The organism is Sphingobium lactosutens (genome assembly GCF_013393185.1).
In the GTDB taxonomy this organism is placed as follows: domain Bacteria; phylum Pseudomonadota; class Alphaproteobacteria; order Sphingomonadales; family Sphingomonadaceae; genus Sphingobium; species Sphingobium lactosutens_A.
In genome coordinates, this window is sequence record NZ_QJQX01000057.1 from 88,248 (window position 1) to 101,106 (window position 12,859).

The 12,859-nt window shown below is 65.0% G+C and carries 14 protein-coding genes; 9 read left to right on the forward strand and 5 right to left on the reverse strand.

The genetic code is table 11. The annotated features are described in order from the left end of the window. Positions 1–307 precede the first annotated feature (307 nt). Both DM806_RS16625 and DM806_RS16630 read left to right on the forward strand, forming a co-directional pair. Positions 308–1,525: an MBL fold metallo-hydrolase gene (locus tag DM806_RS16625; protein WP_179044299.1), complete on the forward strand. Its 1,218-nt coding sequence runs from the start codon at positions 308–310 to the stop codon at positions 1,523–1,525. A gap of 75 nt (positions 1,526–1,600) precedes the next feature. Next, a complete protein-coding gene (locus DM806_RS16630) occupies positions 1,601–2,029 on the forward strand; it encodes a GFA family protein (protein ID WP_179044300.1) in 429 nt (142 codons plus the stop codon). Positions 2,030–2,035: 6 nt separating this feature from the next. Here the strand turns inward: DM806_RS16630 and DM806_RS16635 are convergent, their stop codons facing one another. The 3 genes from DM806_RS16635 to DM806_RS16645 form a co-directional block, all read right to left on the reverse strand. After that, positions 2,036–2,554, reverse strand: coding sequence for a DUF3617 domain-containing protein (locus tag DM806_RS16635; protein ID WP_179044301.1), 519 nt, complete (start codon positions 2,552–2,554; stop codon positions 2,036–2,038). Positions 2,555–2,624: 70 nt separating this feature from the next. Continuing rightward, positions 2,625–2,906 carry an HNH endonuclease gene (locus DM806_RS16640; RefSeq protein WP_179044302.1) on the reverse strand — a complete coding sequence of 94 codons (282 nt, stop codon included), beginning with the start codon at positions 2,904–2,906 and terminating at the stop codon, positions 2,625–2,627. Further along, positions 2,896–3,465 carry a DUF3617 domain-containing protein gene (locus tag DM806_RS16645; RefSeq protein ID WP_179044303.1) on the reverse strand — a complete coding sequence of 190 codons (570 nt, stop codon included), beginning with the start codon at positions 3,463–3,465 and terminating at the stop codon, positions 2,896–2,898. The genes DM806_RS16640 and DM806_RS16645 overlap by 11 nt, the downstream gene beginning before the upstream one ends. A gap of 274 nt (positions 3,466–3,739) precedes the next feature. Between DM806_RS16645 and uvrB the strand changes: the two genes are divergently transcribed. From uvrB to DM806_RS16665, 4 genes are all read left to right on the forward strand, one after another. Further along, positions 3,740–5,923, forward strand: a complete 2,184-nt coding sequence (gene uvrB / locus DM806_RS16650; RefSeq protein WP_179044304.1) for an excinuclease ABC subunit UvrB — start codon at positions 3,740–3,742, stop codon at positions 5,921–5,923. Positions 5,924–6,038: 115 nt separating this feature from the next. After that, positions 6,039–6,290: a type II toxin-antitoxin system HicA family toxin gene (locus tag DM806_RS16655; protein ID WP_179044305.1), complete on the forward strand. Its 252-nt coding sequence runs from the start codon at positions 6,039–6,041 to the stop codon at positions 6,288–6,290. Further along, on the forward strand, positions 6,290–6,508 hold the full coding sequence (locus tag DM806_RS16660; RefSeq protein ID WP_218647523.1) for a type II toxin-antitoxin system HicB family antitoxin: 219 nt from the start codon (positions 6,290–6,292) through the stop codon (positions 6,506–6,508). The genes DM806_RS16655 and DM806_RS16660 overlap by 1 nt, the downstream gene beginning before the upstream one ends. 53 nt (positions 6,509–6,561) lie before the next feature. Further along, positions 6,562–6,843 (forward strand): HigA family addiction module antitoxin, encoded by a 282-nt coding sequence (locus DM806_RS16665; protein ID WP_256869358.1) that lies wholly within the window; start codon positions 6,562–6,564, stop codon positions 6,841–6,843. 6 nt (positions 6,844–6,849) lie between these two features. On the opposite strand, the gene DM806_RS16670 is transcribed toward DM806_RS16665, so the two are convergent. Next, complete coding sequence (locus DM806_RS16670; protein WP_179044307.1) at positions 6,850–7,260, reverse strand: membrane protease subunit; 411 nt, start codon at positions 7,258–7,260, stop codon at positions 6,850–6,852. Between the two features lie 18 nt (positions 7,261–7,278). Further along, on the reverse strand, positions 7,279–8,220 hold the full coding sequence (gene pip, locus DM806_RS16675; RefSeq protein WP_179044434.1) for a prolyl aminopeptidase: 942 nt from the start codon (positions 8,218–8,220) through the stop codon (positions 7,279–7,281). Positions 8,221–8,333: 113 nt separating this feature from the next. On the opposite strand from pip, the gene DM806_RS16680 reads away from it, so the two are divergent. The 3 genes from DM806_RS16680 (at position 8,334) to DM806_RS16690 (ending at position 12,830) form a co-directional block, all read left to right on the forward strand. Next, positions 8,334–9,095 (forward strand): class I SAM-dependent methyltransferase, encoded by a 762-nt coding sequence (locus DM806_RS16680; protein ID WP_179044308.1) that lies wholly within the window; start codon positions 8,334–8,336, stop codon positions 9,093–9,095. A gap of 54 nt (positions 9,096–9,149) precedes the next feature. Continuing rightward, on the forward strand, positions 9,150–9,854 hold the full coding sequence (locus tag DM806_RS16685) for a 2OG-Fe(II) oxygenase (protein ID WP_179044309.1): 705 nt from the start codon (positions 9,150–9,152) through the stop codon (positions 9,852–9,854). 174 nt (positions 9,855–10,028) lie between these two features. Beyond that, the gene (locus tag DM806_RS16690; protein WP_218647535.1) at positions 10,029–12,830 is read left to right on the forward strand and encodes a TonB-dependent receptor; all 2,802 of its coding nucleotides are present in this window, start codon (positions 10,029–10,031) and stop codon (positions 12,828–12,830) included. Positions 12,831–12,859: the final 29 nt, after the last annotated feature.

Below are 12,859 nucleotides of genomic sequence, written 5' to 3' on the forward strand. Positions count from 1 at the left end.
CTTACCGCGTAGCGGTTAGGCGGAGTTGGATGAGGGGGATTGGCGCAAGTTCATCCTATTTCCGTCAGGTTGCTTCCCCCTCACCCAGCTACGACCAGGCAGCAAGCTGCCAAGTCTGCGCAGCTTCGGCCAGAGGCAAGTGACTCTGGCCGCCCCCCCAAGGGGAGAGGGTTTAGAAATGTCCGCTACCCCCCCTCCTGACACACGGCATGGATATCCCCGGACTTATCCACAGCCCTTGCCCAGCCGCCGGCTTGCGCTATGTCGCGAGGGTCGGCAGCGCGGAGGACATATGGGCGCGAAAAACATGGGTCGCCTTATCAGCATCATCCGGGGCGCAGGGGTCGCGCTGCTGTTCCTTGTCATCGCGCTGTGCCTGACGATCACGATCATTCCGCCCTTCCTCGACCGCATCTATTATCAGGGGCCGGTCAGCCGCCATTATGACGGCGCGCATTTCTTCAATCCCGATGGCGCGATCGAGACGCCCGCGCCGCCGGGGACCAACCGGCAGGGCTTCATCCTGCGCTGGCTGCTGGGCCATGACGACCGCCCGCAATGGCCCGTGGCGATCGCGGTCAAGCCCGCCCGTCCGGCTCCCTTCGCCGCGCCGCGTGGCATGGTCGCAACCTGGGTCGGCCATGCGACCGTGCTGGTGCAGGCGGCGGGCCTCAATATCCTGACCGATCCGATCTGGTCCGACCATGCCAGCCCTTTCCCGCCGATCGGCCCGAAGCGCATCGCGCAGCCCGGTATCCGCTTCGACGACCTGCCCAGGATCGACCTCATCCTCCTCAGCCACAATCATTATGACCATATGGACCTGCCGACGCTGAAGAAGCTGTGGGAGCGGGACCGGCCGAAGATCGTCACCAGCCTGGGCAACGACATGATCCTGAAGCGCGAGGGCATAACGTCGACGGCGCTGGACTGGGGCCAGTCGATCAGCGGCGCGGCGCTCAACGGACTTGCGCCGCAGGCGGTGATCCAGTGCGGCAATTACGAACATTGCCCAGACTATCAGGTGCATGTGACGCGCAACCATCATTGGGGCAGCCGCTGGGGCACCGACCGCAACCGCGCGCTCTGGTCGAGCTTCGTGGTCGAGACGCGGGCGGGCAATATCTTCTTCGCGGGCGATAGCGGCGCGGGCGACATGGGCTGGCCCTATGAGGCGCGGCGCTACGGTCCGATTCGGCTGGCGCTGATCCCGATCGGCGCCTTCCGCTTCTGGAAGGGGCAGATGCAGTCGGACGCGCATATCGGCCCGGTGCAGGCGGTGGAGCTGTTCAGGCGGCTGGGCGCGTCGACCGCCATCCCCATCCATTGGGGCACGTTCCGCCTGTCCTATGAACAATGGGACACGCCGCCCAGGATGCTGGAACTGGCGCTGCGCTGCGAGGGGATAGAGCGCAAGCGCTTCGCCCCGCTGCGGATCGGCCAGTCGCTGCTGGTGCCGACGGTCAGCCCGGTGCCGATCGGGCGAAAGCGGTGCGACGAACGGGCGCTGCGCGCGTTGGAGTGATATCCACAACTTATCCACAGGCGATCCACAGCCTGCCCACAGGCCCTCCACAGGCTTTCAACAGGAGAGCGCACAATGACGGAACCGGTTCGAGAGGCAGGACAATGTCTTTGCGGCGCGGTCCGCTTCGACGCGGTCATCGCCAGGGCGGAAATGGGCGCGTGCCATTGCGCTATGTGCCGGCGCTGGACCGGTGGCGTGTTCCTGTCGGTCGAATGTCAGGAGGTCGTCCTGGCCGATCCCGACGCGATGGGCGTCTATGCCTCGTCGGAATGGGGCGAGCGGGGCTTTTGCAAGACTTGCGGCAGTTCGCTGCTCTGGCGGTCGAAGGACGGCGCGCAGGTCGCCGTGTCGGTGCAGGCCTTCGCCGATCCCGGCGCCTTTCCCTTCACCACCCAGATCTTCATCGAGGAAAAGCCGGCCAGCTATAATTTCCGCGAAGAGACCGAAGTGATGACGGGCGCGGAGGTGTTCGCCGCCTTCGCGCCCGGCAATGATATATAGCGCGCGTCAGGACGCGGCGGGGCAATCCCCTTCGCGGGTTCCCGTCAGGTCATGGGTGGTGCGCAGGACGGGCTTGCCGCCTTCGGTCTTGGTCATCGTCGTGCCCAGCGTCAGCGAGTCCGCGGTATAATTGCCCTCCACCGCGATTTCCGCCGTGCCCGCGCCTGCCTTGCAGCTAAGCGTCGCGATCAGTCGCCCCTTGCGCGCCATCTTGTCCTTGTAGCTGCACTCCGTCCCTTCCTTGCCCGCGATCGCATTGGCATCGGGCAGGCCGTCCTTGTCGATCGCGACGCAGAGCTTTTCCTCGTCGATCTGCTTCAGCGCTTCCTGATATTGGGCCGGCGTGACGGTGGGCGTGTTGTATCCGGTGGTCTTGCGGGTCAGCCCCCATTGGCCCGCCTTCATGACGACCGGCGCTTCCTCGGCCTGAGGCGCGGGTGCGGGATCGCTGCCGCATGCAGTCAGGCCAAGGGCGCCGCCAAATATAAGGGCCAGCGGCAGCGCCGCATGCCAGGTCTTTCGCATATCCTCTCCCCTGTTCTCGATAGGAACCGGAATGAAGGCTCTACCGCTTGTCCATGAAGCGCAAGGGAAATTATCTCCGCCTGCGCGTCGGCGCATGAAAGTCCGGCGGCTTGATCGCGATCCAGTCGAGAAAGCGGGCAATGTCGGGCTGAGCGCGCAGCGCATCCCGGTCGACATAGGCCCGCGCGAGTTGCGCATTCGTCAGCGTCGCATGGATAGTGCGATGGCAGATAGGGTGTAGCGGCACCACGTCCCGCCCGCCCCGGCTCTTGGGCAACAGGTGATGCCATTCCACCCGCCGCCCCAACCGTCGGTCGCAGAGCCAGCAGCGCTCCGGCGCGTCAGTCGGCACTGCCCGGCGCGCACTCCGGCCCGATCCACTTGCCCTCCGACCGCGCGGTCATCGCCATGGTCATGTTGTTGGGGCCGCCCTCCATCTTCATGTCCATGTCCATGCTATATTTTTCGGGCGCATAGCTGCCGGACATGGTGGCGTTCATCGTGCCGCCTTCCGACTTGCAGGACACCTGCCCCTTCACCGTGCCGCCCTTCGCCTCGAACCCGCCATAGGTGCAGTTCTTATTCTCCTGGCCGGAGAACATGTCGCCGCTGGGGTTGGCGGCCTGTTGCGGCGTAACGCAATATTTAAGCGAGGTCTGGCTCATCATGCTCTTCATCTGATCCTTCATGCCGGCTGGTGCGCCGGGCATGTTGCCAAGGTCGATATCCTGCACGGTAAAGCGCCCCTCCCACTGGCCGGGCTTCAACTGCACCTTGTCGACTTCCGCCTTCACCTCCGCCTTGCTCATGGCGTCGGTGGCGGCGATGTCCCCGGTCTTGTCGCCGGGCTTGTCACCACAGGCGGCAAGACCCGCCGTCAGAACCGCAAGCATCAAGACTGTCCGGCGCATGATATTCCTCCCTGTTTCTGCCCTTGTCCTGAACATAACGCCGCTGCGCGTGGGTTCAATGACAGGAGGCAAAAGGAGCGAATGTTCTTTATTTGTTCTTGCTGATATGATAAGTCGCGTCGACAAAGGAGCAATCGCGCAGACCATTCCGACAATCATGCTGTCTATATCGTGCAGCCGGGGAGACCCGCCGCGACCCAAGGTCGGGTTCGAACGGAAGCCTGACCATCGCGACGCGGATTGCGTCCCCCGTCAAAGATCCCATATTCGCCCCATGTCGATTCAGATCCGCACCAGCCTCGAAGAACCGGAAACCGGCGAATCCTTCGTCCCTCATCGCCCGGCCCGCCCGGAAAAGAGCGAGGGCGGCAGGCCCTTCACGCTGGTCAGCGACTATGAGCCGTCGGGCGACCAGCCGACCGCGATCGCCGAACTGGTGGCGGCGGCGAAGGAGGGCGAGAAGGATCAGGTGCTGCTGGGCGTCACCGGTTCCGGCAAGACCTTCACCATGGCCAAGACGATCGAGGCGTTGCAGCGCCCCGCGCTGATCCTGGCGCCCAACAAGATCCTGGCGGCACAGCTCTATGGCGAGTTCAAGAGCTTCTTCCCCGACAATGCGGTCGAATATTTCGTCAGCTATTACGACTATTACCAGCCCGAAGCCTATGTCGCGCGGTCGGACACCTATATCGAGAAGGAGTCGAGCGTAAACGAGAGCATCGACCGGATGCGCCATTCGGCCACCCGCGCGCTGCTGGAGCGGGACGACGTCATCATCGTCGCGTCGGTATCCTGCCTGTATGGCATCGGTTCGGTCGAAACCTATTCGGCCATGACCTTCGCGATGAAGAAGGGCGGGATCGAGGACCAGCGCGAGATCATCCGCAAGCTGGTCGCTCTCCAGTACAAGCGCAACGATGCGGGCTTCGCGCGCGGCAATTTCCGGGTGAAGGGCGACAATCTGGAGATTTTCCCGTCTCACTATGAAGACACCGCCTGGCGCGTCAGCTTCTTCGGCAACGAGATCGAGGATATCGTCGAGTTCGACCCGCTGAGCGGCAAGAAGGTCGCGAGCCTCGACTATGTGAAGGTCTTCCCCAACAGCCACCACGTCACGCCCGGCCCGACGCTCAAGCAGGCGATGGAGGCGATCCGTTTCGAACTGGCCGAGCGGCTGAAGGAACTGGTGGCCGAAGGCAAGCTGCTGGAGGCGCAGCGGCTGGAGCAGCGCACCAATTTCGACCTGGAGATGATCGCGGCGACGGGAAGCTGCGCCGGGATCGAGAATTATTCCCGCTTCCTGACCGGCCGCCTGCCCGGTGAGCCGCCGCCGACCCTGTTCGAATATCTGCCCGAAAATGCCGTGCTGTTCGTGGACGAGAGCCACCAGACCGTGCCGCAGATCGGCGCGATGGCGCGCGGCGACCATCGCCGCAAGATCACGCTCGCCGAATATGGCTTCCGCCTGCCCAGTTGCATCGACAATCGCCCGCTGCGCTTCAACGAGTGGGACGCGATGCGGCCGCAGACGGTGAGCGTCTCCGCGACGCCGGGGCCATGGGAAATGGAGCAGACCGGCGGCGTGTTCAGCGAACAGGTGATCCGCCCCACCGGACTGATCGACCCGCCGGTCGAGATCAAGCCGGTCGAGGATCAGGTCGACGACCTGATCAACGAATGCCGCAAGGTAGCGGCGCAGGGCTATCGCACGCTCGTCACGACGCTGACCAAGCGGATGGCGGAGGATCTGACCGAGTTCATGCATGAAGCGGGGATCAAGGTCCGCTACATGCACTCGGACGTCGAGACGCTGGAGCGTATCGAGCTGATCCGCGATCTGCGGTTGGGGGTCTATGACGTGCTGATCGGTATCAACTTGCTGCGCGAGGGGCTGGACATTCCCGAATGCGGGCTGGTGGCGATTTTGGATGCGGACAAGGAGGGCTTCCTGCGCTCCGAAACCTCGCTGATCCAGACGATCGGCCGCGCAGCGCGCAATGTCGAGGGTCGGGTCATCCTCTATGCCGACCGGGTGACGGGCAGCATGGAGCGGGCGCTCAACGAGACGTCGCGGCGGCGCGAGAAGCAGCAAGCCTATAATCTCGAACATGGCATCACGCCGACCACGATCAAGCGCAACATCGGCGACATCATCGCCCATGTGGCGAGCAAGGATCAGGTCACGATCGATACCGGGCTGGAAGATCGCCCGCACCTCGTCGGCCACAATCTGCGCGCCTATATCGAGGATCTGGAAAAGAAGATGCGCGCTGCCGCCGCCGACCTGGAGTTCGAGGAAGCCGGCCGCATCCGCGACGAAATCCGCAAGCTGGAGGCGGAAGAGCTGGGCTTGCCGCATGAGCAGCAGGTGGCGGCGCCGCGGGGGCGCGCGACAGAAGGTAAGCCGGGGACGAGGAAACTGCGTTACGGGAAGGTGCAGAAGAAGTTCGGGCGATGATTTTCATTTGGATAGGCGGCTATCCAAATGGCGTCCGTAGAAGATATGGCCAACGATGGTAATTCCGGACGTCCAAGCCTCATTAAAGTGGCAGGTCACATTGAAGGGATCATCCTTGGTCAAGCCCGCCAAACTCTTTCAGCGCCTTCTGCAAGGCAGTCGCAACCTTGGTTTTCGCGATTTCCAGCGTCTGCTCGAACCCTTCGGATTTCGCCTGATACGCATAAGTGGAAGCCATCATGTCTATGGTCGTACCGGCCTCGACCGTCCGCTAATCATTCAGCCGAACGGCAAGGATGCCAAAGCCTATCAGGTCGAACAGTTTCTTGATATGGTCGAAGCCTACGGCCTCAGCATGGACGAATGATGGACCACCATTATCACATCAATGTTTTCTGGTCGAAGAACGACAAGGTCTGGATTGCGGACGTGCCGGACCTCAAACCCTGCTCGGCCCATGGCGATACGCCGGCGGAGGCGATTGCCGAAGTGCAGGTGGCTATCGGCCTGTGGCTGGATTTTGCGCGCGACAATGACCATCCTATCCCCGAAGCCCGATATCGGCCGGCCATCTACGCGGCCTGAGACAAGCGCAGAAAAAGTCCGGATCGAGGACTATCACCGAGGATGACGACCGGCTGGACAATGTCCATCCCGGCTCCATCCTGCGCGAGGATTTCCTGATCGGCAGCGACATTCCGGCGAAGGAAGTGGTCGATGGCGCCGGCATCGCCCTTGAACGACTGGACGCCATCCTGACCGGGCAGGCGTCGATCGACGCCAATATCGACTTACGGCTCGCCCGCTATTTCGGAATGAGCGAGGGATTTTTCCTTGGCCTCCAGATCGACTATGATCTGGAGGAGGAACGCCGCCTTCATGGCGAGGAACTCGCCCGCATCGCCCGGCGCGCCGCCTGACCTTCCCTATTCCGCCGCCGGTCGCCTTGGCGCGAGGCGCGAACTTTCCAGCAGCGGCAGACCGCCCTCGGTCGGCACGTAGATGAGGCTGGCATCCTTGTTGTCGATGGCCTGAATCTGCAGATAGCGCAGATAGCCGTCCGGGCCGCCCAGACTATCCTGCAATATGCGGTTGGCGCGTGCAGCCCCTTCGGCCCGCACCACTTCCGCATCGGCGAGCATCTTGGCGCTTTCCAGCTTCGCCCGCGCCTCCAGCACGGCGATCTGGCGCGAGGATTGGGCCTCGGCCAGCGCTGCGCGCCCGGCCTGTTCCTTGCTATAGACATTGTAGCTGGGGCACCCCCACAGCACGCCGGACAGCGTCAGGCCGATCAGCAGGGCAAGCCCCAATATTCCCGTGCCGGTCAGTCGCATCATTCCCCCCTCCTTGCGTCTTCAGTCCGCAAACCCATCCGTAGCCCGGATCAGTGCGTCCAATATGCCCGGCTCGTTATAGGCGTGGCCCGCGCCCTCGATCATCTCGAAGCGGGCCTGCGGCCAGGCGCGGTGGAGCGCCCAGGCGGTTTCGGCGGGGCAAGCCATATCGTAGCGGCCCTGCACGATGACGCCGGCTATGTCCTTCAGCCGGCCCGCGTTGCGGATCAGCTGCCCGTCCTCCAGCCAGCCGCCATGGACGAAATAATGATTTTCGATCCGCGCGAAGGCGAGCGCGAAATCATCCTCGTCATGGGTCGCGGACAGGACGGGATCGGGCAGCAGGCGGATCGTCTCTCCCTCCCACACGCTCCAGGCGCGGGCGGCGGCGATGCGGGCGGCGCGGTCCTCGCCGGTCAACAGGGCGCGATAGGCGGCGACCATGTTGCCGCGCTCGGCCTCCGGGATCGGCGCGATGAACCGCTCCCACTTGTCGGGATAGATGCGGCTGGCGCCCTGCTGATAATACCAGTCGATCTCGCTCTGCCGGATGGTGAAGATGCCGCGCAGCACCAGCTGCGTCACGCGCTCCACATGCGTCTGGGCGTAGGCGAGCGCGAGCGTCGATCCCCAGCTGCCGCCGAACACGAGCCATTGCTCCACGCCCATCATCGCGCGCAGCCGCTCGATATCGGCGACGAGATGCCAGGTGGTGTTGGCGTCGAGATCGGCATGCGGGGTCGAGCGGCCGCACCCGCGCTGGTCGAACAGCAGCACGTCGTAGCGCGCCGGGTCGAACAGCCGCCGATGGTCGGGCGAAATGCCCCCGCCCGGCCCGCCATGCAGGAAGACCGCAGGCTTGGCGCCCGGCGTGCCGACCCGCTCCCAATAGACTTGATGGCCATCGCCGACATCGAGATGGCCGGACGCATAGGGTATGATCGGGGGATAGAGCGTGCGCATGGCGCTTCTTTTAGCAGCCCCGATCGTTTCGACCAGCGACTTGAAGCATCGACCACCGGCCTTGAGCGGCGCGCCCGCGCGGCGCATCATCCGCGCCTTCAGGAGGGACCATCATGCGCGCATTTTCCATGCTCTGCCTTGCCGCCACGCTGGCGATCGCCGGCCCGGCCATCGCCGCCACCGCGCCCGACTATGCCGCCGCGCTGGCCGACCCCAAGCGTCCGGCGGAAGCGAAGGAACTGGACGCCAGCCGCAAGCCCGCCGAAACGCTCGCCTTTCTGGGCCTCCAGCCCGGCATGAAGGCGGCCGACATCATGACCGGATCGGGCTATTGGGCGGAGATCATGGCCGATGCGGTCGGGCTGAAGGGCAAGGTGACGGCGTTCGAGCCGAACCAGTTCTACACCCAGCCCGAAGAGCAGAAGAAATGGCAGGCGCTGGTCGCCCGCCGGCCCGAAGTGCAGTGGGTCCGCTATCCGTTCGAGGCGTTCAGCGCGCCCGCGAACAGTTTCGACTTCACCATCATCAACATGAGCTATCATGACCTGTACTGGCAGTCGGACAAATATGGCATTCCGCGCACCGACCCGGCCGCTTTCGTGAAGAATCTCTACGCCGCGACCAAAGCGGGCGGGATCGTCGGCATCGTCGACCATGTCGGCGCGCCGGGCGACACGCGCGAAGTCGTGGACAAGCTGCACCGGATCGACCCGGCGGTGGTGAAGGCGGACTTCAAGGCGGCCGGCTTCGTGCTGGAGGCGGAAAGCCCGCTGCTCGCCAATCCAGCGGACGATCATGCCAAGCTGGTCTTCGATCCGGCGGTGCGCGGCAAGACCGACCGCTTCCTGTTCCGGTTCCGCAAGCCCAGGGGCTGAATCGATCCTTCACCCCGGTGAGCGCAACTTTCCTGTTTGACCGCAAACCACAGGATGACGCAGCCCAGCACCGCTGCCATCCTGCCGCCCATGAAGCTCGATGATCTCGACCGCCATGGCGCGGCGCGCCTGCCTGCCCTGCTCTCCCCCGACCAGTGCGCCGCGATCATAGCGCTGTGGGATGATCCCGCCGCTTTCCGCAAGGACGTGGTGATGGCGCGACATGGCTATGGCAGCGGGCGCTATCGCTATTTCACCTATCCCCTGCCACAGCCGGTTGCGGCGCTGCGCAAGGCGCTCTGGCCGGCGTTGGCGGACGTCGCCAATCGCTGGGCGGCGATGCTGGGGACGGGCGACATCTACCCGGCGCGCCACGCCGATTTCCTCGCCCGCTGTGCGCTCGGCGGGCAGGACAAGGCGACGCCGCTGCTGCTGCGCTATGAGGAAGGCGACTGGAACGCGCTGCATCAGGATGTCTATGGCCCGCATATCTTTCCGTTGCAGGCGGCGATCCTGCTGTCGCAGCCGGACCGAGACTTTACCGGCGGCGCCTTCATCCTGACCGAACAGCGCCCGCGCATGCAGTCCCGTCCCGAAGTCGTGCCGCTGGCGCAGGGCGACGCGGTCATCTTCCCGGTGCGCGACCGGCCGGTCATGGGTGCGCGCGGCGTCCATCGCGTGCAGATGCGCCATGGCGTGAGCCGCCTTTTGACCGGCACGCGCTACACGCTGGGGATCATCTTTCACGACGCCGCCTGAGCGCATTCTCGACCACCAGCCAGCCCCTGTTCAGGCATCCCATTACAATTTGCGACAAATTTGTCCGGCAAATGCCAGAATCTTGCGACATGTGGCGGCTAGACGAATAGGGGTTCCGGTCTGTCTTGGGGGTTTTTCGTGCGTCGATCCGCATCCGTCTTTCTGTTGCCTTTCATGCTGGGCGTCGCGCCCGGCGCGCTGATGGCGCAGGAGGATCAGCCCAAGGGGGCCGCCGCCGCGCAGATGGACGAGGGCGAGGAGATCATCGTCACCGGCCAGCCGCAGCGCGGCGCGGTGATCGGCGAGATCGAGCCGGAGCAGCAATTGTCGCCCGCTGACGTTCGCGCGCTGGGCGTCACGTCGATCAACGAACTCATCACCGAATTGTCGCCGCAGACCAACGGCACGCCGATCATCCTGCTGAACGGCAAGCGCATTTCCAGCTTTGCCGAGATTCGCGATCTTCCCTCCGAAGCGGTGCAGCGGGTCGACATCCTGCCCGAGCAGGTGGCGCTCAGCTATGGCTATGCGCCGACGCAGAAGGTGGTGAACATCGTCCTGCGCCAGCGCTTCCGCGCCGAAACCGGCGAGTTCAAGCTCGGCACCACGACCGAGGGCGGGCGCGAGAATGGCGAGGTGGAAGCTGGCCTGCTGCGCATCCGCGGCGACAACCGCTTCACCCTGAACCTGGAATATAGCCGCGCGGCCCGCCTGCTGGAAAGCCAGCGCGACATTGCCACCACCCCCTCCAGCCGCCCCTATTCGCTGATCGGCAATATCACCTCCCCGACGCAGGGGGCTGAGATCGACCCGGCGCTGTCGGCCCTGGCCGGCCAGGGCGTGACGATCGCCAGCGTACCCGCCAGCGCCGCCAATGGCGCGCCGTCGCTCGGCGATTTCGTCGCGGGCGCCAATGTGACCGACATCAGCGACATCACCCGCTATCGCACGCTCAGCCCCGCGACCGAGAATTTCGCCGCCAATGCCACGCTGGCCCGCGCGCTCGGCGGCGTATCGGCGACTCTCAACGGGCGACTGGAACTGTCGGAAAATGACTCGCTCCAGGGGTTGTCCACGGCCGCGCTCGGCCTTGGCGCGGGCAGTCCCTTCTCGCCCTTCGGCCAGGACGTCACCCTCTATCGCTATCTGGCGCAGGCCGGCGCGCTGGGGCAGCAGATCCGCGGCACCACCGGCCATCTCGGCCTGACCTTGAACGGCCAGATCGGCCGCAAATGGCAATGGTCCTTTACCGGCAATGGCGACCTGTCGATCACCCGCACCCGCACCGACCGGGGGGCGTCCACCGATGCGATCCAGGCGGCCCTCGACGCGGGCGATCCGGCCGTCAACCCCTATGGCGACTTCGCACCGGGGCTGCTCGCCACCCGCATGACCGATAGCGCGCGCGCCAAGAGCCAGTCGGTGACCGCCGACCTGCTGGTCAGCGGCGCGCTGTTCCGCATGCCGGCGGGCGACGTCATGACCTCCATCCGGGTCGGCGGGTCGGCCAACGGCTTTGAAAGCCGCTCGACCCGATCGGGCATCGACCGCCCGACCGATTACAGCCGGGAGATCGGCAGCGGCCAGTTCAGCATCGACGTGCCGCTTACCAGCCGGTCGAAGGGCGTGCTGGGCGGCGTCGGCGATATCGGCGTCAACCTGAACGTCGCGGCGCAGCAATTGTCCGACTTCGGCACGCTCTCGACGCTGGGCTATGGGCTGCGCTGGCAGCCGGTGAAGGCGGTGCAGATACTGGCGTCCGCCAATCAGGATCGCGCCGCGCCGACCGGATCGCAAATCACCGATCCGCTGATTTCCACGCCCAACGTCTCGGTCTTCGACTATGCGACCGGGCAGAGCGTGTTCGTGACCCAGTTGTCCGGCGGCAACGCCTCGCTGCGTGAAAGCGTGCGCGACCAGTTCCGCCTCAGCGCGACGGTGAAGCCGTTCGAGAAGCCGAACCTGACACTGACGGCCACCTATCTCAACAGCCGCACCAGCAATCCGATCGCCGCCTTCCCGACACCGACGCCCGCGATCGAGGAGGCCTTCAAGCAGCGCTTCCTGCGCGATGCGGACGGCAATCTGTTGCAGGTCGATGCGCGGCCGATCAACTTCCTTCGGTCACAGAGCGAGCAACTGCGCTGGGGCTTCGACCTGTCCATTTCGCTCAAGTCGCATATCCAGAAGCTGATGGAGGCCTGGCGTGCATCGGGCGGCAAGCCCGAGGATCGCCCGCCCGAATTGCAGGCGCTGTTCGGCAATCGCCAGCCGCGTCAGGGTGGCCAGGAAGGCGGCCCGCCGCCGGGCGAAGGGGCTGGTGGGAGCGGCGGCGATCGCCCCCGCGGCGAGGGCGGAGCGGGTCCGGGCGGCGATGGCCCGCGTGGTCCCGGCGGTGGCTTTGGTAGACCGGGCGGCGGCTTTGGCGGTGGACGTGGTCCCGGTGGCGGCGGTGGCGGCGGGCGGCTGAGCTTCAGCCTCTACCACACCTGGCATCTGGAGGAGAGCATCCTGATCGCGCCGGGCGTGCCGGAACTCGACCTGCTGAACGGCGACGCCACCGGATCGTCGGGCGGCCAGCCCCGGCATGAGATCAAGGCGCGGATCGGCTATTCCAACAACGGCATCGGCGCGCGGCTGGGCGTCGACTGGGAAAGCGGCACCCATGTCGACGGCGCGCTCGGCGGCAGTTCGCGGCTCGACTTCGGCAGCCTGGCGACCGCCAACCTGCGCCTCTTCGCCAATCTGGGGCAGATGCCGCAGCTGACGAAGAACGCCCCCTTCCTGCGCGGCGCGCGCGTGTCGATCGGCATCGACAATATCTTCAACCAGCGGCGCGAGGTGCGCGACGCGACCGGCGCGACGCCGCTGCGCTATCAGCAGGACTATCTCGACCCTCTGGGCCGGACCATATCGATCAGCTTCCGCAAGCTCTTCTTCCCCAATTTCGGAGCCGGCAACCGGCCGCGTGGTTAAATGAGCGTTAGTCACGCCTAAAGCCCGTC